Genomic DNA, 19,155 nt, shown 5'->3' on the forward strand with positions numbered 1-19,155 from the left:
CCGCAGTCTCTATCCTTCTTTCAGATAGCCGGCCGCATCCTTGGCAAAATAAGTGATAATCAAGTCTGCTCCTGCCCGCTTCATACTGGTCAAGGTTTCCATGACAATGGCTTTTTCATTGATCCAGCCCTGCTGAGCTGCTGCCTTGACCATAGCGTATTCTCCACTGACATTATAGGTCACCAAAGGCAGCTGGGTTTCCTGGCGCAGCTCTCTGAGGATATCCAGAAAGGTCAGAGCCGGCTTAACCATGAGAAAGTCTGCTCCCTGCTCCCCATCACTCTTAGCTTCTCTAAGAGCTTCCAAGCGATTGGCCGGATCCATCTGATAGGTCTTGCGGTCGCCAAAGGCCGGAGCACTCTCACCTGCATCTCGGAAAGGTCCATAAAAGCTAGAGGCAAACTTAATCGCATAGGACATGATGGGAATGTCTTCAAAGCCCGCCGCATCAAGCCCCTGACGGATAGCCGCCACAAAACCGTCCATGGCATTGGAAGGCGCAATGACATCTGCTCCAGCCCTGGCTTGGCTGACAGCGACTTCTGTCAGTCTAGTCAAAGACAGATCATTGTCCACTTCCTCCCCTCGCAAAATACCGCAATGGCCGTGACTGGTAAACTCACAGAGACAGGTGTCTGCAATGACGACCGTCTCAGGGAAATGCTTCTTAATCAGACGGATAGCTTCCTGTACAATGCCATTTTCAGCTGAAGCCTGGCTGCCTATTTCGTCCTTTTCTGACGGAATGCCAAAGACGATAAAAGCCCGAATGCCCAGGTCCACACATTCCTGAACTTCTGGCAGCAAATCCTCGAGGGAGAACTGATAAACTCCCGGCATAGAGGCAACTTCTTGCTTTTCAGTCAAGCCTTCCTTGACAAACAAGGGTTGGATAAAATCATCCACAGACAGCTTGGTTTCTCGAACCAGCTGCCGCAGACCGCTGCTTCTCCTCAGTCTGCGATGTCTATAAAATTCCATGCTTCTTCTCTTCTTTCTTGATTATTTCCTTGACCATTTCCTCAACAGAAGGACTCTGGGGCTGGTAGTCTACCCCATAGCCAGACTCCTTAACCGCCTGAGCCGTTGTCTGACCAATCACTGCAATCTGATGACTGGACGCTAGATAGGGCTTAATAGCACAAAAACTCTGCCAAGCCGATGGACTGGCAAAGGTCCAAATCACATCCTCCTGAGACAGATAGGTCTGAAGCTGGTCCTGACCAGCAGGATTTGAGGTCGTTTCGTACATAGGCCAAGCCCAGACCTCATGACCTGCTTCTTTTAACTTCTCGGCCAGACTGGGATTGGACAAGCTGCTCTGGGGCAGCAAAATCTTCTGCGTCGGCAGAGCCAAATCCAGCCACTCCTGAATAAAGTCAAGACCATAGTGGCTACTGGCCTGAAAATCACAGTCTCGGCCTAGCTTGTCCAGCGCCTGACTGGTCTGCGGCCCAATGGTCGCAATCTGATAGTCCTCTTTCAGATAGGGACTGAAAGCCTCTACTGCGACAGCACTGGTAAAAAAGGCCCAGTCAGCTTCTGGCAGTGCTGCTTGGACATCTTCTGGCAAGGGCAGGGACTGACAACGAATGAGAGGAACATGATGCGTCTCAAACCCAGTCTGTCTGATCTTTTCTAGCCAGGCAGAGTCTGGCGCCTGCTCTCTGGTAAAGATTATTTTTTTAACCATGGCATTCCTACTGCTCCCTTATCGGCTAACTGGCGTACAGCCTGCTCTGCCAATTCCTGACCATCCTGCCCTTGAAGGCTGACAAAGACACATTGGCCGTCCTCCTTGGCCAGCATGGCCTCTAGCTGATAGTCCTGACCTTTTTTCTGGGCCAAAGCAGCGATAGGGAAGGTGCAGTCTGCATTCATCTGAGCCAAAACTGCCCTCTCAACTGCCACTTCAGCAGCTGTCTTCTCATCCTGAACAGTTGCCAACAGTTTCCGCAGCTCCTCATCCTCTTCCCGGTATTCCACCGCCAAAGCGCCCTGAGAAATAGCCGGCAGGCAAAGACGGGTCTCTAAAGGCTGAATATGAAGAAGGCTTTGGTCCAGCCAGCCCAAGCGTTTAAGTCCAGCCATAGCCAAGACAATCGCATCGTACTCGCCTTCTTCCAGCTTCTTGATGCGTGTATCAATGTTGCCTCGAAGTGGTTTAAAAGCCAAATCCGGTCTCTGAGCCTGCAGCTGAACCTGTCGGCGAATGCTGCTGGTTCCTATCAGAGCGCCCTCAGGCAGGTCAGCCAGCGTCTGGCCAGCTTGACGGAAAATCAAGCAATCTCGAACATCTTCTCGCTGGCTAATCGCACCGAGCGCACAGCCCTCAGCTAGCTTAGCCGGCATGTCCTTGAGACTGTGGACCGCCATATCAATCTCACCAGCCAAGAGAGCTCGCTCGATTTCCTTGACAAAGACTCCCTTACCGCCAATTTCCTGAAGGCTGACATGGGTCAAGCGATCTCCTTTGGTCGTATAGGGAACGAGGACAAAATCCCTCTCTGGATGGAGCTCCTTGAGCTGTTCCACTAACTGTTGGGTCTGGGTCATGGCCAGCTTACTCTTGCGGGTTCCTACCTTAATGACCTTCATCTTTTCCCCTTTCTCTGTGCAAGCCAAATATCTTGGCAATCAAGGCAATGTCATAGTCTGAATGCTCTCCGACTGATAGCTCTTTGAGCTGCAAGATTGGCTCCTTCAAGACTTGGTTGATAATACTCTTCATGTGCTTGGAAATCTGCTTCTGCTCCCGTTCGGTCAAATCCGGAATCTTGCGATTAAGACTTTCCATGGCTGATGCTTGAGCTTCCAAAGCCTTATCCCTGATTTCCTGAATCAGAGGAATAATGCCTAACTGCTGACGCCAGTCAGCAAACTTGACCAGCTCCTCATCAATCTCCAAAGCAATCCGACCGGCAATCTCCTGCCGTTCCGCTTTGTATTGCTCCAGTTGATTGGTTAGATTTTCGATATTATAGAGCTTCAGAGACGAGCTCGGATGGCAGGAACGAGGCAGACAGAGGTCAAACACGACCGCTTCCTCCTTAAGCATAGAGGGAAAGATAATGTATTCTTCCGTTTTAACTGCCGAAAAAACCACATCCGCATCCGCCAGCACTGCCTCCAACTCATCCCAGCCATGGGCAGACACCCTGTCCTCTATCAGAAATGCTTGGGCCTTGCTGACTGTCCGATTGAGCAGCATGACTGATTCGAATGGACGCTGCAAAGCATACTTGGTCACCAACTGACCAATCTCTCCCAGACCGATCACAGCTACCTTTTTAGTACTGTAATCCAGCCCCAGTCGGTCCAATTCTTGGATGGCGGTCAGGCCGATAGAAATAGGACGGTCATTGATTCGATAAGAATCATGCATTCGCTTGGCAAAGGTCAGCGTCTGCTTAAAAGCCTGATTGAGGACAATACCAGTCGTACCAGCATCTTGTGCTGTCAGGAAAGCATGCTTGAGCTGGCCCAAGACCTGACTTTCACCAACAATCTTGGATTCCAATCCGATAGAGACCCGCAGCAGATGCCGCAAGGCCTCATCCCCTTCACGAAAGACTAAATACTCTTCAAGCTCCTTGACAGGAATCTGAAACCAGTCCGCCAAAAAATGCTTGGAATAGTAGCGGCCAGTGTGCAGCTGGTCCACCACCAGATAGAGCTCGGTCCGATTGCAGGTGGACAGGATGATATTTTCCAAGATACTTTTTTCTCTTTTCAGGAGCTTTAGAGCTTTGAGCCCCTCCTGATCTGAGAAATGCGCTTTTTCCAAAATTGGCAGCGGCGTTTCCCGATGGGTCAAACCCACATATAATAGGTGCATGCTTCTTTCCTTCTTTTAAAGTTGGTCTAAAATTGCTTCTATCTTCTTGCGAATCTCCTTGGAACGGCTGGGCGAAAAACCGTTGGTCGAGATCATGACAGACACGTCCTTCTTTCTCGCAATGGCTACATTGTAGAAGTCAGAAAAGGTCTTGTCGCCCGTATTGTTTACCAGCTGACTAGGTGCAGCATCCTCCATAATCTGACGGTTAACTTCTTCCTGATCTGTACAGGCAAAGACCAGCTTAGCGCCTTCCAAATCACCTGTCTGATAGGGTCTAGCTAGCCACTGAATTTCCGCCTGAGGAATGTCAGCATGCAGAGTCGGACTGACTACTGTCACAGCAGCCTGCTCAGCCAGCAGGGTCCTAATCTTCCGCGCTGCGACCTTGCCGCCTCCCACTACCACGACTTTCTTCTCTCTGATATTAATCATGACTGGATACATGCTAGCTTCTCCTATTTCTTTTCCCGAAAGATTTTCGCGCTGCGTTTGTAAACTGTATCTGGCTCCTCTAGACGGTCATTGACCAATCGAGCCAGCACAAAAAAGTAATCCGACAGGCGGTTGATATAGATCAATCCTATCTCATTGACCGCTTCTTCTGCCTCTATAACAGCCACCATCCGGCGCTCCAGGCGTCTGGTCATGGTACGAGCCACATGCAGAAGACTCGCAATCCGATGGCCGCCCGGAATGATAAAGCGGTCGATTTTCGGAGGAATATGCATATACTCATCCATTCGCTCCTCCAGCCAGCTGACATTGGCTGGCTCTTGCTTGTAGGGGCGCAGTTCCCTCGGTGTAGCCAAGTCGCTGCCACAGTCAAAGAGATGCTGCTGGATTTCCTCGCATTCCAGACGCAGGTCATCCAAGATAGGATAGTCACGCATCTCAGATACGACATAGCCTAGATGAGAGCATAGCTCATCCATCGTTCCATAAGCTTCGACCCGAATATGGGTCTTGGATACTCGGTCCCCACCGTAGAGGCGTGTAAAGCCCTTGTCACCGTATTTCGTATAAATTCTCATTTTTCTTCTCTGTTGATGATTTGATAGATCTGCTCCATGTCCAAAGACTGGCGCAGGACGTCTGCTAACTTATCATACTCTCTGTCTTTAAAGTCTTTGATACTGACAAGCTGGTCCTCTAGCGGCTCTAAGCCCTTAGCCAGCCGAAGTTCATTCAGGTACTGACGAGTCCATTCTAGATTGTCAAAGACCCCATGAAGGTAGGTTCCTTGTACTTGCCCACCATAAGCCACTGCTCCATCTAGACGCTCGGTTGCTTCACCATTTTGCTCCTTGATGATGGAGAATGGCTCCAGACTATCCGCAAGCTGAGTTTCCCCCATGTGAATCTCGTAGCCTTCTAGCTCTTGTCCCTCATGCAGGGCTCTGACCTGCGTCGTCCGCTTGACCGGCTGAAGCACCGTCTCTGTCTCTAAAATTCCCAGACCGCTAATCTCTTCTAAGTCAGACTCTAGGTGCAGCGGATCGCTAATCTTCTGCCCCAGCAGCTGATAGCCGCCGCAGATACCAAAGATTCGCACGCCCTGCTCCAGACACTCGAGAATCTCGGCTTCAAGACCAGAGTAGCGCAGATAGTTCATGTCTTCAATGGTGTTTTTACTGCCCGGCAGAATCAAGAGATCCGGCCGACCGATTGCATCACCAGGCTGGACATAGCGGACAGAAACATCTGGTTGGATTTCCAGACTGTGAAAATCCGTAAAGTTGGACAGGCGCTTGAGGCTGACAACTGCGATATCCAGACTCTTTCTGCTATCAAAGCGTCGGCTTTTCTGTACCAATGCCACACTGTCTTCGCTGTCAATATCCAGCTGGGCATAAGGCACGACTCCGATAACCGGCACCTGGGTCAGCTCCTCAATCATATCAATACCGGACTGCAGCAGGGCCACATCGCCGCGGAATTTATTGATAATAACCCCCTTGATCCGCTTGCGGTCCTCAGGCGGCATGAGCTCAATCGTTCCATAGATAGAGGCAAAGACGCCTCCCTTATCAATATCCGCCACTAAAATCACTGGCGCATCAACCAGCTTGGCCATGCCCATATTGACAATGTCTCGGTCATTGAGATTGATTTCAGCTGGACTGCCAGCACCCTCAATGACGATGATATCATTCTCAGCACCTAGCTCCTCATAGACTTTCTTAATCTTAGGCAGGAGCTGCTGCTTGTATTCATGGTATTCGACAGCATCCATATCCCGCAGTACACGACCTAAAAAGACGACCTGAGACTTGCGGTCAGAGGTGGGTTTTAGCAGGACTGGGTTCATGCGGACATCCGGCTCCTTGCCAGCTGCCTCAGCCTGAACGACCTGAGCACGGCCCATTTCATCTCCTTTTTTGGTGATAAAGGAATTAAGCGCCATATTCTGGGACTTAAAAGGCACCACTTCTAGGCCATCCTGCTTAAAAATCCGGCAGAGCCCCGCCGCAATAATGCTTTTTCCAGCATCTGAGGCAGTTCCCTGTACCATCAATGATTTGACCATTTTCCATTTCCTCCTAGCTGCTCAAAGAAAGCAGCTTCATTTTCTGCCAGTGGCGTCTGGATAGTCTGATGAAGCTTGACAATCCAAGGCACAGCCAAGCCTGCCTCTACTAGCAGATCTCCCTGCTGGAAGAAATCAAACTTGCTGCCCTCTGCGATCAAATGCCCCTTCTGCAGCAGATAGGCATAGTCACAGCAGTCATACATCAGATCCATGTCATGGCTGGATACGATGATGTTTGTCCCAGCCTGGACCAGCTTTTTCATGGTCTCGGCCATCTGGTCCCTCCCTTTGGGATCCAGTCCAGCTGTCGGCTCATCAAGCAGCAAATACTTGGGCTGCAGGGCCAGCATGCCAGCAATAGCCACCCGCTTTTTCTGGCCATAGCTCAGATACTGCAGCGGTCTGTCCTGCAGATGAGAAATGTCCATCATCTCTAAAGCCGTCGCCACTCTGCTGGTTATCTCGTCTTCTTCATAGCCTAAGTTTTCCAAGGCCATGCCAATATCGTCCTTCACAATGGTATAAAAGAGCTGCTGCTCTGGATTCTGAAAGACCATATTGACATGCTGCCGATACTGGAACAAAGCCTTCTTAGAGTCGCCTACAGGCTGACCATCATATAAAACACTGCCCTTCTGCGGTTGGAGCAGTCGGGTGATGATTTTCATGATGGTAGACTTACCTGAACCGTTGACTCCCAGAATACCAGTAATCCGGCCCTCTTCGAAGTCCATAGAAATATCGTGCAGCGTTGGATTTTCGTCATACGAAAAAGAAATATTCTTTACTTGTAACATCTATGTTTCCTATCTACTTTCCATTATAGTATAAAAGCAGTCTTATTGTAAATGCGCTTTCATTATTCACTGTGCTCTGCATCAAATCTTAGCGTCAGTACTTCATTTAAATGCTGATTATCATCTAGCAATTTAACAAAAAGAGTATTGGCTAATCTGCCCCAAGCTTGGTGTTGCTTCCTTTTATTGTAAAAGGAGAATTTCAAGTCCAAGGTATCCCGAATGGTCACAAACTCATAGAAGACCAGGAAAATAAAGCGATACATGAGGACAATCAAGTCTAGCAGTACCCGTGGCACATGCATGGCTTTAAAAAGCCGCAGCATCTGAGCAAAAGGCACCGTCAGGACAAAGAAATAAGTCGAAACCAAAGATGAATAGATGCGCAAGAGGATAAAAATGGTCTGCTGAACAGAAGATTGGCTGATGCCCAGATAGCCCTGACCTAAAGGCAAGGCCAGCAAGAGCTGCTCCTGACTGTTCTGATAGGTCAAGACAAAGGTCAAGAGACTAATCAGGATAAAGATACTGGCATGCAGATACCACTTCAGATAGCGCAGCCACGGAAGCCGAGCCACATAGCAAGTCAGAGGCGCCACCAAGATAATGAGCCCTAGCTGTAGAATCCTGACACCAGAAAAACTGACAGCTAACAAGAGCACATAGATGACAAATTTATAAGCAACCGGCAGATTTTTCAGCCGATTTTGATAGGCGTATTTATCAATCGCAAACAAGTGGAGGTCTCCTTTCTAGCTTTGTTTTTACCATGCCCCCAGTACAGAGCAGCTCCGGTCCCAAACAAGCTGAATCGCTATCAAGAACCAGAGCTCTCTCATACTGTTGAAGGCTTTTATTTATGTTCAGAGTTTTCCTTTTGTTGGCCTTGCTTTTTCCCTTTGTGGTAGCCAATGACATAGAAGATGATACCCGCTCCGATACTGCCTTGCAGGGTGAAGAGCAGACTTTCTACTTCCGGACCTGCTGGCTCAAAAATTGGTGAAAACCAAGGCTCATAGTCCTTTTGGATAGAGCTAATGGTTTTTTCAGCAGCGTCATCTGTTCCACTGTATTCCACACCCTTAGGTGCAAAGATAAAGGCAGCTAGAGTGACTGCTACTGCAGCCAAGATTAAGATGATATTCTTATATTTTTTCATTTGAACAGACCTGCTCTTTCTTTGATATTTTCTGAGATCAAGTTATAGAGGACAACTGTCAGCAATCCTTCTACGATAGCAATCGGGATTTGAGTGGTCAAGAAGACACCCATGAATTTCAATGCAGAACCAACAAAACCGCTGTTAGCATCTGGGAAGACTAAACCGAGCTGGATAGAAGTTGTCGCATAAGTCGCCAAGTCCGCAATCACCGCACAGATAAAGATAGATACCGGTGTAGACATCTTGATGGATTTAGCAAACTTATAGACAAAATAACCGACAAATGGACCAACCACTGCCATTGAGAATGCATTGGCACCCAGAGTTGTCAAGCCGCCGTGAGCTAAGAGAAGGGCTTGGAAGAGCAAGCAGATGGTTCCCAAAACGCTGATAACGGACGGACCAAACATAGCTGTCCCCAGACCAACCCCAGTCGGATGCGAACTGGATCCTGTAACAGACGGAATCTTCAAAGAAGACAGGATAAAGATAAAGGCACCGGACAAGGCCAGCATGGTCTTGGAATTTGGATCCTCTGCAACGATTTTCTTGATGCGCATCAAGCCGACCACAAAGAAAGGCAGGAATACGGCGAACCAGAAGATACACCAAAAGAGTGGAAGATAGCCTTCCATGATATGCATAGCTGACACAGACTGGGTACTCAGTACCGCCAAAATAGCCAACAAGGCCACAAAAGTTACTTTTTTATTTTTCAATAGTTTCATATTTTTTTCCTTTACTAAGAACCTAAGCTCAAAAGGATGAATGTTTATCCACGAACATGGGCTCTAATATTAAAAAATCTTCTTTTTCACGAGGAAAGTGGTAAAATAAGGCAGCTTGGTTTCTGGTGTGATTCCTTGGAGGCCTAGCAGAGTCTGCTGCTTGTCCGTTGAAGAATTGCTAACCATAAAAGTCTGCTGCAAGAGACCGAGCTTTTCTAGCAGGGGCAGGACAGTATCTAGGTGATTGGCCACCTTCATGATCACAATCGAGTCATGCAGCTCAAGCGCCGCCTCAATCTTCTCAGCAGAAGCCGTAGCCGGCATGACCGCCAGAGACTCCTCATCCATGGTCAGGGGCTGACCTAGCTCAGAAGCCATGCTACAGAAAGAGGTGATACCAGGGATGGTTTGACAGTCGATTTCCTTTTCCAGCAGGGCCAGCAGATAGCTATATGTACTGTAGACCATGGGGTCACCCAGTGTGATAAAGCCGACATTCTTGCCAGACTTGACATCCTCTGCGATTTCAGCAGAGATGGCCTGCCACTGGACTTCTTTGGTCGAATTGGAACGGACCATAGGGAAATGCCGCTGCTTGATTTCCAGATGCTCTTTCAGGTAGGGCTCCGCGATACCTAATGCAAAGCTCTTGCTCCCCTTCTTAGCCTCTGGTGTATAGAGAATATCTAAGTCTTCCAAAAGCCGACTGGCCTTGATAGTGACTAGCTCGCTATCACCCGGTCCCACACCAATTCCGTAAAATTTTGCCATTCCTTCCTCCTATTCGATGATTTCTTCTAAATGCTGAATGTAGAGCTGCTGAACCTCAGGATATTCCCCCAGACCGACTAGGTGAGCCTTAACCTCATATCCCCGCTCCTTGAAGAAGTGATACCAAGAACCTTCCTCATCTGAGCTCATATCATTGGTCGCATGGTCGCCCGCTACCAGCATGAAAGGTGCCAGATGCACTTCTCGAACGCCCTCTTGCTTCAGTTCCTGCTCAATCAGCTCAACGGGAGGATAGCTTTCTACACATCCGATATAGACTGAGTTTCCCTTCATCATATGATCCAAGGCTGCATAAGCTGTAAAGGCATAATGCTGACTGCCGTGTCCCATCAGAACTGTCGCTGCATCTTGACCCTCATGGCCATACCGTTCCAGCAGAATATCCTTGACAGCCTCATAGTCTTCCTGACTGTTGAGCAGAGGCTTTGCAACGACCAGCTTTTTAAAAGCTGATTCAAACTCTTTGGATTGGGCAAGAATCTTTTCATACTCGCTGCCCAAAATGACATGGAGAGGCTGGATATAGACCTCTTCAGTGCCCGCTTCCAAGAGCTGCTCTAACACCTCTTTGACCGTAGGAATATCTAGCCCTTCCTGCTTCTTAATCCGCCGTCTAACGACATTTGAGGTAAAAGATCGGTGGACTGGATAGTCTGGAAAATGTTCCTGAATAGCCTGCTCACAAGCCTCGATTGTTTTGCGTCTGGTCTCGGGATAGGTCGTTCCGAAACTGACTACTACTATAGCTTTACTCATGACCTGCATCCTTTCAAAGAATTTCCCGACATTTGTCAATGATGGAAGCAATAGTCGCTTCATCTGTCTCAACAATCTTGCTAAAGCCTGCTTCTTCCAAAACAGCCCGTGTGCTGGCACCCATGACAACGATAGGAACATCTGTCCAGTCAAATCCAGCTTCCTGACTGGCTGCGACAAAGTTCATGGCCGCAGCAGAGTTCGGGAGACAGACTACTTCAATCTCTGACCAATTGTCACTGCTAATCTGACTGTCAAAGGCCAGCCTGTGGCTAGCAATAATCGGCAACGAATAGAGTTCTGCCAGACTGGCTTTCTTATGCTCGGCTGTCAGAATATACCAGTTGCCGCCTTCTTTTTCAAGAGCAGCTGCAAAATCCGCATCCGACTGCTGTGGCGTCATCCGATCCAGCACAATGCCGCTCGCTTCGATAGACTTAGCCGTATGATGACCGATAGCTGCAAAGCGGATGTGCGGCAGACTGCGCAAGTCTTTGCCTGCCTTGCGGAGGGCTTTCAAGAAGAGTGGCCAGCTCTGCATATCTGCAAAGAGGAGACCATCTACCTGCTCCAAGTCCGGCAGCTGCAATTCTAACTCTTCAACCAAATCTCGAGCTGGGAATGTCGTCAGCGCAGCTCCAGCATCCTTAAGCAAGCGAGGAAGTCTGCCCGTCTCTGACTGCTGGATGAGGATTTTCCGGCCGAAAAGCGGCAGATTCTCATGGAAATTCAGCTGTTCTCTATAGGCCACAACATCACCTACCACGATGACACTGGGTGCCTTAAAGTCCTCAGCTTCTGCTAGTTCGACTATGTTGCCCAAGGTACCGTCCACTGAGCGCTGCTGAGGATGGGTTCCCCATTCAACGATGGCGGCTGGCTTGTCCTCGCCATAGCCTCTAGCCGTCAGCTCTTGGACGATGGAAGGCAGATTTTTCATGCCCATGAGGAAGACCAAGGTTCCTTTGAGCTCAGAAATTGCTTCCCAATTGAGCATTTCTGTCTCATCCTTAAGATGGGCTGTAAAGACATGGAAGCTAGTCGCCACATCCCGATAAGTCATAGGAATCCCTGCATAGGTCAGACCAGCCACAGCAGAGGTGATACCTGGCACCACTTCAAAGTCCACACCAGCTTCCACCAGTTTGACTCCTTCTTCTCCGCCTCGGCCAAAGATATAGGGATCACCGCTCTTGAGGCGGACTACTCGCTTGCCCTGACGGGCTTTTTCGATAAGAATCTTTTCAATCTCTTCCTGTCGGATGCAGGGCTGGCCTGGCTTTTTACCGACATCTATCTTTTCGCAGTCAGACTTTAGATGCTGAAAGAGCTCTTGATTGACCAAGCGGTCAAAGACCAAGACATCTGCTTCTTGAAGCCGTCTCTTGCCTTTGAGGGTCAACAACTCCGCATCGCCTGGACCTGCTCCCAGTAATGTTACTAAACCGGACATTTTTTCTCCTTTTATTAGCTATTTTGTCAGATAAGCCTCTAACTCTTCTAAGTTAGAAACCATCTGCGGATAGGCCACAATCGGCCGAGAGATGATAATGCAGTCCATCCCCAGCTCTTGACAGCCATCAATCTTTTCACGAATACCGCCGACGGTACCGCTCTCCTTGGAAACAAAGACATCTGCTCCGGAACGCAGTAAGAGCTCTTTATTACACTCTTTGGAAAATGGAGCCTTGATCGCATCAATCTGATCCGCTACCAGTCCTAGCTGCTCACAAGCCAGAAGCACTTCCGAAGTCGGCAGAACGCGAACGACAATCCGCTGCTCTGGCAGGCCCTTGACAAAGAGCGGCAGGGTCTTGCTGCCTGTTCCCAGATAGACTGTCTTGTAGCCGCGCTTGGCAATCTCTTCAATCGCTTCTTGGGTAGAATGCACCACGATGGCTCCGCTCAAATCCAAGGTCGCCTGACGCTCAAAGCGCAGGTAAGATACACCGGCCATCTCTGCCGCCCGAATGGCTTCCTTGGAAACGATATCCGCAAAAGGATGGGTTGCATCAATGATTTCATCCACATCATTTTCTTTGATAAAGGCAACCATATCCTCGGCTGTCAGCCGGCCCTGAATGACCGGCTGGCCGAATTTGGAAGCCAAGTGCCGACCATAGTCTGTGACAACAGAGCTTGTTACATCAATCTTCATGCGGTCAAGCACTTCTAAAATAGCGGTGCTGTCGGATGTCCCTCCCAGCAGTAATTTCATCATAAAGTATATCCTCGAGGTGTAATCATGCGTCCGTTTTTAACATAAGTTTCTTTGTTACCAACGATAACGATTGTCGTCATATCTACCAAAGTTTCATCCAAGTCTTTGATAGTCGTCAAGATGATTTCCTCATCCTTACGGCCAATGTCCTTACCGATACCGACAATAGTATCCTCTGCCTTATACTCAGACATGATAGAAAGTGCTTTTGCCAAATGGTCTGGACGTCCCTTACTCCGAGGGTTATAGAGGCAGACAACAAAGTCACCTTGAGCTGCGGCATGCAGACGCTTCTCAATCATTTCCCAAGGCGTCATCAAATCACTCAGACTGATGTGACAGAAGTCGTTCATGAGGGGAGCTCCCATAGCTGCAGCAGCACCCAGACTAGCTGTAATACCTGGAACCACCTTAACTTCTACATCACTGGCATCTCCCAGCAATTCTAAAATCAAGCCAGCCATTCCATAGACTCCGGCATCTCCACTGGAAACAACTCCGACATTTTTACCAGTCTCTCTAGCCAAATCAATAGCCTTTTGACAACGGTCGATTTCCTGACGCATACCATTCGCTACGAGCTCCTTGTCCTTGACCAAATCAAGAATCAACCGCATATAAGTCGAGTAGCCGACGATAATTTCACAATCTGCTATAGCAGCCAATGCTTCTTGTGACATCAATTCTTCTTTACCTGGGCCTAATCCGATAACGTATAACATATATTTTTTCTCCTTTATGGGTATGATAAAATTTTATAAGGGCAGTTGGTTCATAGGACCATCTGCTTTTTCTTTTGATTTACTTTTTGGTTATTGCTTTTGCAAGCGCATAGGTACAGCCGTTCTTGGCAAAGCGCTCTGTCAGGACTTGACCCTGACTGGCCAAATCTGCGCTAGCCAAGGCGACACTGCCGACCCCGACTGTCTTTTTGACAAATTCTGACTGAGGATAGCGGTCTGCTACAACAGACAGCTCCTCCTTACTAAAGGTCTCAAAGGGACAGCCCAATTCCTCAGCCAAGGCCAGAATGGCTGCTTCGTCCTTCTTGACATCAATGCTGACGATTTTGGAAATCTCACTGGCAGAAATCCCTTGCTGCTGACAAAATTCCTCAAAGCCTTCTCGGAAGACAGCTGGAGCCACATCCTTTCTCGCGCCAACTCCTAAGATATAGGGTTGAGGATAGATGAGAGCCAGATTTTCTCTTTGAATGTCCTTTTTTTCTGAAGTCAGCAGAATCAGCGGTTCCCTTCCTTTGAGAACAGCCGCAAGTTCTTCCTCATCCACCAGAGTCAGACCGCGGAGGTCCGTAACCCAGTCCTTTTCCTGATAGAAGTAGACTTTTCGGCCGCTTCCTAGATAGCTGTTGAAAGGTTTGATGAATTCTCTCAATTCCGGCCGCCAGCCATTGACCGACTGAGCCAGATTGTCCAAGGCTGTCACATTTTGCACATCTGTTGCTGTCGTGATAACAGGATTTGAACCGAGCAATTCTGCGATGTCTAGCGTCACTTGATTGGCTCCGCCTAGATGTCCGCTCAGCAGGCTGATGACATTCGTCGCTTTCTCATCCATGACCACCACTGCTGGGTCGCTCGCCTTGTCTTTCAAGACTGGTGCAATAGCTCGCACAACTGCCCCGATAGCCATGATACAAATGAGAACATCCACTTCCTGAAAGAGCTGACCAAGTGCCTCAATCACTCGTCCTTCGATGGCAATGACCCTGTCATCTGCCAATCGAGGTGTCGTATAGATAGGGATTTCCTTGCCTAGCTTTTCTCGCATAGTCAGAGCCAAGTCCTTGCCGACTGCTGTCACTGTTGCGATTGCGTAGCGGGCTTGAGAATCACTTGGCATGGCTGCTCTTCCCCCGTCTGAACTCATGCTGAAAATCTGCATGGTAGAGCTTGGAATAGTAGAATTCCTGACCTAAAAAGTCACCGACCAAAATCAAAGCTGTCTTTCTAATCTTAGCTTCCTTGACTTTCTCAGCAATGTTTGTCAAATCGCCAAAGACCTTCTTTTCATCCGGCCAAGTAGCCTTGTAAATGACCGCCACAGGCGTTTCTGGAGGATAGCCACCCTCGATCAGCTCACTGACGACCTTTCCAATGCCTTGAACAGACAGGAAGATAGCCATAGAGGTCCGATGCTGAGCATAGCTTTTCAGGGATTCCCGATCTGGCACAGGCGTCCGGCCGGCCATCCGAGTGATGATGAGGCTTTGAGAAACCTCCGGTACGGTATACTCCGCCCCGATACTGGAAGCAGCTCCCAGAAAAGAGCTAACGCCCGGCGTACAGTCAAACTCTATGTCGCGCTTCTTCATCTCTTCGATCTGCTCTCGAATGGAGCCGTAGATGGAGAAATCTCCCGTCTGCAGGCGAACTACATCTTTACCAGCCTTGACTCCAGCTTCCATGACATCGATGATTTCCATCAAGTGCATGCTGGCGCTATCATGAATCTCAGCCCCTTCCTTACAGTAGTTCAGCAGGTCTGGATTGACCAAGGAGCCTGCGTAAATGACCACATCAGCCTCAGACAGCTGCTTGTAACCTTTGAGCGTAATCAGCTCCACATCACCTGGGCCTGCTCCAACAAAATGTACTTTGGACATCAATTAGCCTCTCTTTCTTTTTTCTTACAGGAAACGATAATGGTCGGATTCTGAGGCTTGAAGTAGTGCCCCTTGCCTATAGCTGTCCAGCGGCTAGCCTGAATCGAGACAATCTCTAGATCCTCCCAATCCATCTGCTCCGCTATTTGAGCTGCTTCCAGAGCATTCTCCAGCAGGATAAAGTTCAAGACCAACCGACCGCCCGGCTCCATGAGCTGGGCACACCAGTCAAAAATCTCCTGCATATTGCCCCCAGTCCCTCCGACAAAGATGGCATCAAAGCTGCCTTCCAGCTCAATCGGAGCCAGTCCTTGATGGAGACGGACATTGTGGCAGCCAAAGTGCTGGATATTCTCCTGCGTCAAAGCCACCGCGTCTTCATTGCGCTCCACTGCCACCACTTCCAGTTCTGGATAGGTTCGGGCTGCCTGAATCGTAACACTGCCAGTGCCAGAGCCGACATCCAGCATGCGCTTGGCCCGATGCAGCTCCAACTTATCCAAACTGATGGCTCTGACTTCTTCCTTAGTCATAGGGACTTTAGCCCTGATAAATTCCGAATCCCTCATCTAACACCACCACCACATTCATTTCATATTCTCTATCTTCTACCTCACTCGCAGGCAGAATGGTAATACGCTCGTCTTCATAACTCAGCTGCTCACCGATGACCAACACCTTATCTAAGCCTCTTTTAACGGCCTCTTGAGCAATCTCGTAGGGGCCTACTTTCTGATCCGTCACCATAAAGACTTTTGACAGACTCATAATCAAGTCAAAGTTAGGCACCTTAGCATGACTGCTCGTCAGATAAGCGTCGTTCATAGGCAGGGCAATTCTGCTGGCCAGATACTGCATGGCGCTGATACCAGGCGAGATAACCACACGCCCCTTGAACTTCTCTGACAGCCATTTGCCCAAGCCGTAAATCAGGGGATCGCCTGAGGCCAGATATAAAATTTCTTCATCCTCACCAAAGCTCTCCAGCAATTCTGCTAACGCAGCCAATTTTTTAGGAGGGACCAGGCCCTTGTCCCGATAAGCCAGCGGTAAAATTTCCAGATGGCGTTCACTGCCCAAAATGCGGTCAGCCTTTTCAAAATAGGCTTCCTGCCCCAGAAGACCATAGCTCGGATCTCCCGGACCAATTCCGATAACATAAATCATGTCCATTCCTCCTTTATCTGCTCTAAAGGCTGAGTTGATGCCAGGTAGCCTTCCTCAGTCCCAAAGACGACCACTTCAATACTGACTTCTGGCTTACGATAGCGGAGCAGACGCTCACTTCTAGCCTTGATCTTATCTGCCAAGACCTGATAGACCCCCTCATAAGAAAATTCTTTAATGGCTGTCCCAGCTGCCTCGGTCGTCAAGCACTTGTCAACCTTTTCCAGCAGCTCCATAGGCGCCCCCATCAGGGCTAGATTAGCCACCAGCGTTTCCATACGAGCATCCGAGTCCTTGCTGTGGGTAGAGAAAATCCCAGCCGCCACTTTGACAAACTTGCCCATGTGACCGATCATCAAAACCTTGGTAAAGCCAATCCGCTGCACTTCTTTGAGGACGTGGCCGACAAAGTTACTCATATTGACGATGCGCCCAGCTGGAATCCCCACAGTATTAGTAGCAAAATCTTCACCGTAATTCCCCGGCACCAAGACGACTGAACGATGTCCTTGATTGTAGAGCATGGTTAACTCAATCGTGATGGATGCCTTCCAGCTGTCCTCGGACATAGGATTGACAATCCCTGTCGTTCCTAAGATTGAAATGCCACCGACAATACCTAATCTGGAATTGTAGGTCAGCTTGGCCGTTTCTTCTCCTCCGGGAACGGAAATGATAACCCGTGCTCCACAGTTGGGACCGATAATCTCACGGACATGCTGCTCAATCATCCGTCTAGGAGTTGGATTGATGGCTGCCATGCCGACATCGCAGGCCAGCCCCTTCTCAGTCACACGCCCGACTCCCTGACCACCGTCAATCTCGATTTCCGTCTGATCTGGCAGAAGGGTCACGGTCGAATAAATCAAGAGGCCGTGCGTCGCATCTGCATCGTCGCCGCCATCTTTTTCAATGGCCGCTGTCGCTTCTTCTGGTCCAAAGGAAGGATTGTGAACATCCATGGTCACTTCCACACCTGAAGCCGTACGAACAGTAACCTTTTCTTCCCTTTCCTGATTTAAGATCATGCTCAAGGCTGCAACGGTCGCCGCCGTCGCACAAGTACCAGTTGTAAAACCTTTTCTTAATTTCTTTCCATTGACATAAGCGTATTCATCCATCATTAGCCCTCTCCTTTCTCCGGAGCCTGCTTTTTATCTGAAACACTGTAACGCTCATAGTCCGTAGTGTCGAGCTTGAGCTGGTAGAGAATGGCATTGACCACAGCTGCTGCGATGGTACTGCCGCCCTTTTGACCCAGTGCCGCGATAGAAGGCACCGAACTTTCATGCAGTTTGAGCTTGGATTCTGCCGCTCCAACAAAGCCAACTGGAACTCCGACAACTGCATCCGGCTGCAAGCTTCCCTCTTCGACCATATCCAAAACCTTAAAGATGGACGTTGGAGCATTCCCGAAGACAAAAAGTTTTGGACCATCCACTTTAGCTGCATATTCTACAGCGGCCATGGAGCGAGTAATTCCTTTTTCCTTAGCTTCCTGAAAGACTGCTGGCTCATTGACCAGACAGCGATAAGAAACACCTAGATCATCCAGCAATTTCTTATTAAAACCACCCAAGACCATGGTCGTATCCGTAAAAATGGTGCCCTTGTTTCGGAGGACATAGAGGATTTTCTCAATAACCTGATTGGAAAACTTGATATTGTAGAGGTAGTCAAAGTCTGCACTAGTAAAGACAACCCGCTTGAGCACTGCCTCTTCAAAAGGATCCGAAAAATGAATATCTGGATGCTCTTGGTCAATAATTTCCTGAATCTTGCTGAAACTAGCTTCTTCAATCTTGTGCGCTGCTTTTAGATAGGACATCTAGTTCTTTCCTCCTTCTTTACTGGATGGTGTAGAGTAGCGGACATAGTCGTCCGTCACCACTTCTCTCAGCTGATAGATAATGGCATTGATAATGGCTACTACAATCGTGCTGCCACCTTTTCTGCCGAGATTGACAAGGGCAGGAAGACCTGACTGAAGCAGTTCTTCTTTGGATTCTTCGACATTGATAAAGCCGACTGGAACCCCAATCACTGCATCCGCTTCTACCAGTCCCTGCTCCGCCAGCTCAATCAGGTAAGATAAAGCCGTCGGAGCACCACCAAAAGCAAACACTTTAGGCCCTTCAATCTTAGCTGCTATCTCAACTGCTGCCATAGCTCTGGTAATTTGCTTTTCCTTGGCCAGCGCAACCACTTCTTCATCACTAATTAAACAGCGATAGCTCACACCCAGCTGGTCCAGCACGCGCTTGTTAATCCCATTGAGAGAGATATTAGAGTCCAGCAGAATGGTCCCCTTAGCTCTGATTACTTCTTCTATTTTTTTAAGGACATCATGCTCAAAGCGCATAGTATAGAGATAATCGAAATCTCCTGTCGTATGGATAGCCCTCTTAATAATGGATTCTTCCATTTCCGAATGGAAGACATAATCAGGGTCTTTTTCAGTAATCATAGACTGAATAATTTGAAAGCTCTTTTCCTCAATAGAGGAAGGGTTTTGGATATATGTCATAGTATACT

Annotated in this window: 23 protein-coding genes; all 23 read right to left on the reverse strand. The window is 48.7% G+C overall.

The genetic code is table 11. From position 1 onward, the window contains the following. Positions 1 to 9: 9 nt before the first annotated feature. Complete coding sequence (gene hemB, locus MFP28_RS09240) at positions 10 to 981, reverse strand: porphobilinogen synthase (RefSeq protein WP_002907172.1); 972 nt, start codon at positions 979 to 981, stop codon at positions 10 to 12. After that, a complete protein-coding gene (locus tag MFP28_RS09245; protein WP_002907173.1) occupies positions 968 to 1,693 on the reverse strand; it encodes a uroporphyrinogen-III synthase in 726 nt (241 codons plus the stop codon). Before MFP28_RS09245 ends, hemB begins: the two co-directional genes overlap by 14 nt. After that, the gene (gene hemC, locus MFP28_RS09250) at positions 1,678 to 2,598 is read right to left on the reverse strand and encodes a hydroxymethylbilane synthase (RefSeq protein WP_002907174.1); all 921 of its coding nucleotides are present in this window, start codon (positions 2,596 to 2,598) and stop codon (positions 1,678 to 1,680) included. Before hemC ends, MFP28_RS09245 begins: the two co-directional genes overlap by 16 nt. After that, complete coding sequence (hemA, locus tag MFP28_RS09255) at positions 2,585 to 3,838, reverse strand: glutamyl-tRNA reductase (protein WP_002907175.1); 1,254 nt, start codon at positions 3,836 to 3,838, stop codon at positions 2,585 to 2,587. Before hemA ends, hemC begins: the two co-directional genes overlap by 14 nt. 15 nt (positions 3,839 to 3,853) lie before the next feature. Then, the gene (locus MFP28_RS09260) at positions 3,854 to 4,285 is read right to left on the reverse strand and encodes a precorrin-2 dehydrogenase/sirohydrochlorin ferrochelatase family protein (protein WP_002907176.1); all 432 of its coding nucleotides are present in this window, start codon (positions 4,283 to 4,285) and stop codon (positions 3,854 to 3,856) included. A gap of 11 nt (positions 4,286 to 4,296) precedes the next feature. Then, positions 4,297 to 4,872: a cob(I)yrinic acid a,c-diamide adenosyltransferase gene (locus MFP28_RS09265; protein ID WP_002898252.1), complete on the reverse strand. Its 576-nt coding sequence runs from the start codon at positions 4,870 to 4,872 to the stop codon at positions 4,297 to 4,299. Continuing rightward, complete coding sequence (locus tag MFP28_RS09270; RefSeq protein WP_002907177.1) at positions 4,869 to 6,368, reverse strand: cobyric acid synthase; 1,500 nt, start codon at positions 6,366 to 6,368, stop codon at positions 4,869 to 4,871. Before MFP28_RS09270 ends, MFP28_RS09265 begins: the two co-directional genes overlap by 4 nt. Continuing rightward, positions 6,353 to 7,168: an energy-coupling factor ABC transporter ATP-binding protein gene (locus MFP28_RS09275; protein WP_002907178.1), complete on the reverse strand. Its 816-nt coding sequence runs from the start codon at positions 7,166 to 7,168 to the stop codon at positions 6,353 to 6,355. Before MFP28_RS09275 ends, MFP28_RS09270 begins: the two co-directional genes overlap by 16 nt. Positions 7,169 to 7,230: 62 nt before the next feature. Continuing rightward, positions 7,231 to 7,905: a CbiQ family ECF transporter T component gene (locus MFP28_RS09280; protein ID WP_002907180.1), complete on the reverse strand. Its 675-nt coding sequence runs from the start codon at positions 7,903 to 7,905 to the stop codon at positions 7,231 to 7,233. A gap of 116 nt (positions 7,906 to 8,021) precedes the next feature. Then, positions 8,022 to 8,327, reverse strand: a complete 306-nt coding sequence (locus tag MFP28_RS09285; protein WP_002896451.1) for an energy-coupling factor ABC transporter substrate-binding protein — start codon at positions 8,325 to 8,327, stop codon at positions 8,022 to 8,024. Further along, positions 8,324 to 9,058 (reverse strand): energy-coupling factor ABC transporter permease, encoded by a 735-nt coding sequence (locus tag MFP28_RS09290; protein WP_223331362.1) that lies wholly within the window; start codon positions 9,056 to 9,058, stop codon positions 8,324 to 8,326. Before MFP28_RS09290 ends, MFP28_RS09285 begins: the two co-directional genes overlap by 4 nt. A 69-nt stretch (positions 9,059 to 9,127) precedes the next feature. Beyond that, entirely contained in the window at positions 9,128 to 9,829 is a 702-nt protein-coding gene (locus MFP28_RS09295; protein ID WP_002907182.1) for a cobalt-factor II C(20)-methyltransferase, read from the reverse strand. A 9-nt stretch (positions 9,830 to 9,838) separates the two neighbouring features. Then, a complete protein-coding gene (locus MFP28_RS09300) occupies positions 9,839 to 10,606 on the reverse strand; it encodes a sirohydrochlorin cobaltochelatase (RefSeq protein ID WP_032916065.1) in 768 nt (255 codons plus the stop codon). Positions 10,607 to 10,619: 13 nt separating this feature from the next. Next, positions 10,620 to 12,059 (reverse strand): uroporphyrinogen-III C-methyltransferase, encoded by a 1,440-nt coding sequence (gene cobA, locus MFP28_RS09305; protein WP_002907184.1) that lies wholly within the window; start codon positions 12,057 to 12,059, stop codon positions 10,620 to 10,622. 18 nt (positions 12,060 to 12,077) lie between these two features. Further along, complete coding sequence (gene cobK, locus MFP28_RS09310; RefSeq protein WP_002907185.1) at positions 12,078 to 12,827, reverse strand: precorrin-6A reductase; 750 nt, start codon at positions 12,825 to 12,827, stop codon at positions 12,078 to 12,080. Next, positions 12,824 to 13,549, reverse strand: a complete 726-nt coding sequence (gene cobJ, locus MFP28_RS09315; protein ID WP_002907186.1) for a precorrin-3B C(17)-methyltransferase — start codon at positions 13,547 to 13,549, stop codon at positions 12,824 to 12,826. The genes cobK and cobJ overlap by 4 nt, the downstream gene beginning before the upstream one ends. Before the next feature lie 79 nt (positions 13,550 to 13,628). Beyond that, entirely contained in the window at positions 13,629 to 14,690 is a 1,062-nt protein-coding gene (cbiG, locus tag MFP28_RS09320) for a cobalt-precorrin 5A hydrolase (RefSeq protein ID WP_002907187.1), read from the reverse strand. Further along, on the reverse strand, positions 14,680 to 15,453 hold the full coding sequence (locus tag MFP28_RS09325) for a cobalt-precorrin-4 methyltransferase (protein WP_002907188.1): 774 nt from the start codon (positions 15,451 to 15,453) through the stop codon (positions 14,680 to 14,682). Before MFP28_RS09325 ends, cbiG begins: the two co-directional genes overlap by 11 nt. After that, on the reverse strand, positions 15,453 to 16,022 hold the full coding sequence (locus tag MFP28_RS09330; protein ID WP_002907189.1) for a decarboxylating cobalt-precorrin-6B (C(15))-methyltransferase: 570 nt from the start codon (positions 16,020 to 16,022) through the stop codon (positions 15,453 to 15,455). Before MFP28_RS09330 ends, MFP28_RS09325 begins: the two co-directional genes overlap by 1 nt. Then, entirely contained in the window at positions 15,994 to 16,626 is a 633-nt protein-coding gene (locus MFP28_RS09335) for a cobalt-precorrin-7 (C(5))-methyltransferase (protein ID WP_002907190.1), read from the reverse strand. Before MFP28_RS09335 ends, MFP28_RS09330 begins: the two co-directional genes overlap by 29 nt. Beyond that, positions 16,617 to 17,744: a cobalt-precorrin-5B (C(1))-methyltransferase CbiD gene (gene cbiD / locus MFP28_RS09340; RefSeq protein WP_002907191.1), complete on the reverse strand. Its 1,128-nt coding sequence runs from the start codon at positions 17,742 to 17,744 to the stop codon at positions 16,617 to 16,619. Before cbiD ends, MFP28_RS09335 begins: the two co-directional genes overlap by 10 nt. Continuing rightward, positions 17,744 to 18,448 (reverse strand): cobalt-precorrin-8 methylmutase, encoded by a 705-nt coding sequence (locus MFP28_RS09345; protein ID WP_002901146.1) that lies wholly within the window; start codon positions 18,446 to 18,448, stop codon positions 17,744 to 17,746. The genes cbiD and MFP28_RS09345 overlap by 1 nt, the downstream gene beginning before the upstream one ends. After that, on the reverse strand, positions 18,449 to 19,147 hold the full coding sequence (locus MFP28_RS09350; protein ID WP_002901147.1) for a cobalt-precorrin-8 methylmutase: 699 nt from the start codon (positions 19,145 to 19,147) through the stop codon (positions 18,449 to 18,451). Between the last annotated feature and the right edge of the window lie 8 nt (positions 19,148 to 19,155).

This window comes from Streptococcus sanguinis, from assembly GCF_050234405.1.
In the GTDB taxonomy this organism is placed as follows: Bacteria; Bacillota; Bacilli; order Lactobacillales; family Streptococcaceae; genus Streptococcus; species Streptococcus sanguinis_W.

Excerpts from the sequence above, each read along its gene's own strand:
- hemB (WP_002907172.1), bottom strand. The coding sequence starts at position 981 with ATGGAATTTTATAGACATCGCAGACTGAGGAGAAGCAGCGGTCTGCGG.
- MFP28_RS09245 (WP_002907173.1), bottom strand. The coding sequence starts at position 1,693 with ATGGTTAAAAAAATAATCTTTACCAGAGAGCAGGCGCCAGACTCTGCC.
- hemC (WP_002907174.1), bottom strand. The coding sequence starts at position 2,598 with ATGAAGGTCATTAAGGTAGGAACCCGCAAGAGTAAGCTGGCCATGACC.
- hemA (WP_002907175.1), bottom strand. The coding sequence starts at position 3,838 with ATGCACCTATTATATGTGGGTTTGACCCATCGGGAAACGCCGCTGCCA.
- MFP28_RS09260 (WP_002907176.1), bottom strand. The coding sequence starts at position 4,285 with ATGTATCCAGTCATGATTAATATCAGAGAGAAGAAAGTCGTGGTAGTG.
- MFP28_RS09265 (WP_002898252.1), bottom strand. The coding sequence starts at position 4,872 with ATGAGAATTTATACGAAATACGGTGACAAGGGCTTTACACGCCTCTAC.
- MFP28_RS09270 (WP_002907177.1), bottom strand. The coding sequence starts at position 6,368 with ATGGTCAAATCATTGATGGTACAGGGAACTGCCTCAGATGCTGGAAAA.
- MFP28_RS09275 (WP_002907178.1), bottom strand. The coding sequence starts at position 7,168 with ATGTTACAAGTAAAGAATATTTCTTTTTCGTATGACGAAAATCCAACG.
- MFP28_RS09285 (WP_002896451.1), bottom strand. The coding sequence starts at position 8,327 with ATGAAAAAATATAAGAATATCATCTTAATCTTGGCTGCAGTAGCAGTC.
- MFP28_RS09290 (WP_223331362.1), bottom strand. The coding sequence starts at position 9,058 with ATGAAACTATTGAAAAATAAAAAAGTAACTTTTGTGGCCTTGTTGGCT.
- MFP28_RS09295 (WP_002907182.1), bottom strand. The coding sequence starts at position 9,829 with ATGGCAAAATTTTACGGAATTGGTGTGGGACCGGGTGATAGCGAGCTA.
- MFP28_RS09300 (WP_032916065.1), bottom strand. The coding sequence starts at position 10,606 with ATGAGTAAAGCTATAGTAGTAGTCAGTTTCGGAACGACCTATCCCGAG.
- cobA (WP_002907184.1), bottom strand. The coding sequence starts at position 12,059 with ATGTCCGGTTTAGTAACATTACTGGGAGCAGGTCCAGGCGATGCGGAG.
- cobK (WP_002907185.1), bottom strand. The coding sequence starts at position 12,827 with ATGATGAAATTACTGCTGGGAGGGACATCCGACAGCACCGCTATTTTA.
- cobJ (WP_002907186.1), bottom strand. The coding sequence starts at position 13,549 with ATGTTATACGTTATCGGATTAGGCCCAGGTAAAGAAGAATTGATGTCA.
- cbiG (WP_002907187.1), bottom strand. The coding sequence starts at position 14,690 with ATGCCAAGTGATTCTCAAGCCCGCTACGCAATCGCAACAGTGACAGCA.
- MFP28_RS09325 (WP_002907188.1), bottom strand. The coding sequence starts at position 15,453 with ATGTCCAAAGTACATTTTGTTGGAGCAGGCCCAGGTGATGTGGAGCTG.
- MFP28_RS09330 (WP_002907189.1), bottom strand. The coding sequence starts at position 16,022 with ATGAGGGATTCGGAATTTATCAGGGCTAAAGTCCCTATGACTAAGGAA.
- MFP28_RS09335 (WP_002907190.1), bottom strand. The coding sequence starts at position 16,626 with ATGGACATGATTTATGTTATCGGAATTGGTCCGGGAGATCCGAGCTAT.
- cbiD (WP_002907191.1), bottom strand. The coding sequence starts at position 17,744 with ATGATGGATGAATACGCTTATGTCAATGGAAAGAAATTAAGAAAAGGT.
- MFP28_RS09345 (WP_002901146.1), bottom strand. The coding sequence starts at position 18,448 with ATGTCCTATCTAAAAGCAGCGCACAAGATTGAAGAAGCTAGTTTCAGC.
- MFP28_RS09350 (WP_002901147.1), bottom strand. The coding sequence starts at position 19,147 with ATGACATATATCCAAAACCCTTCCTCTATTGAGGAAAAGAGCTTTCAA.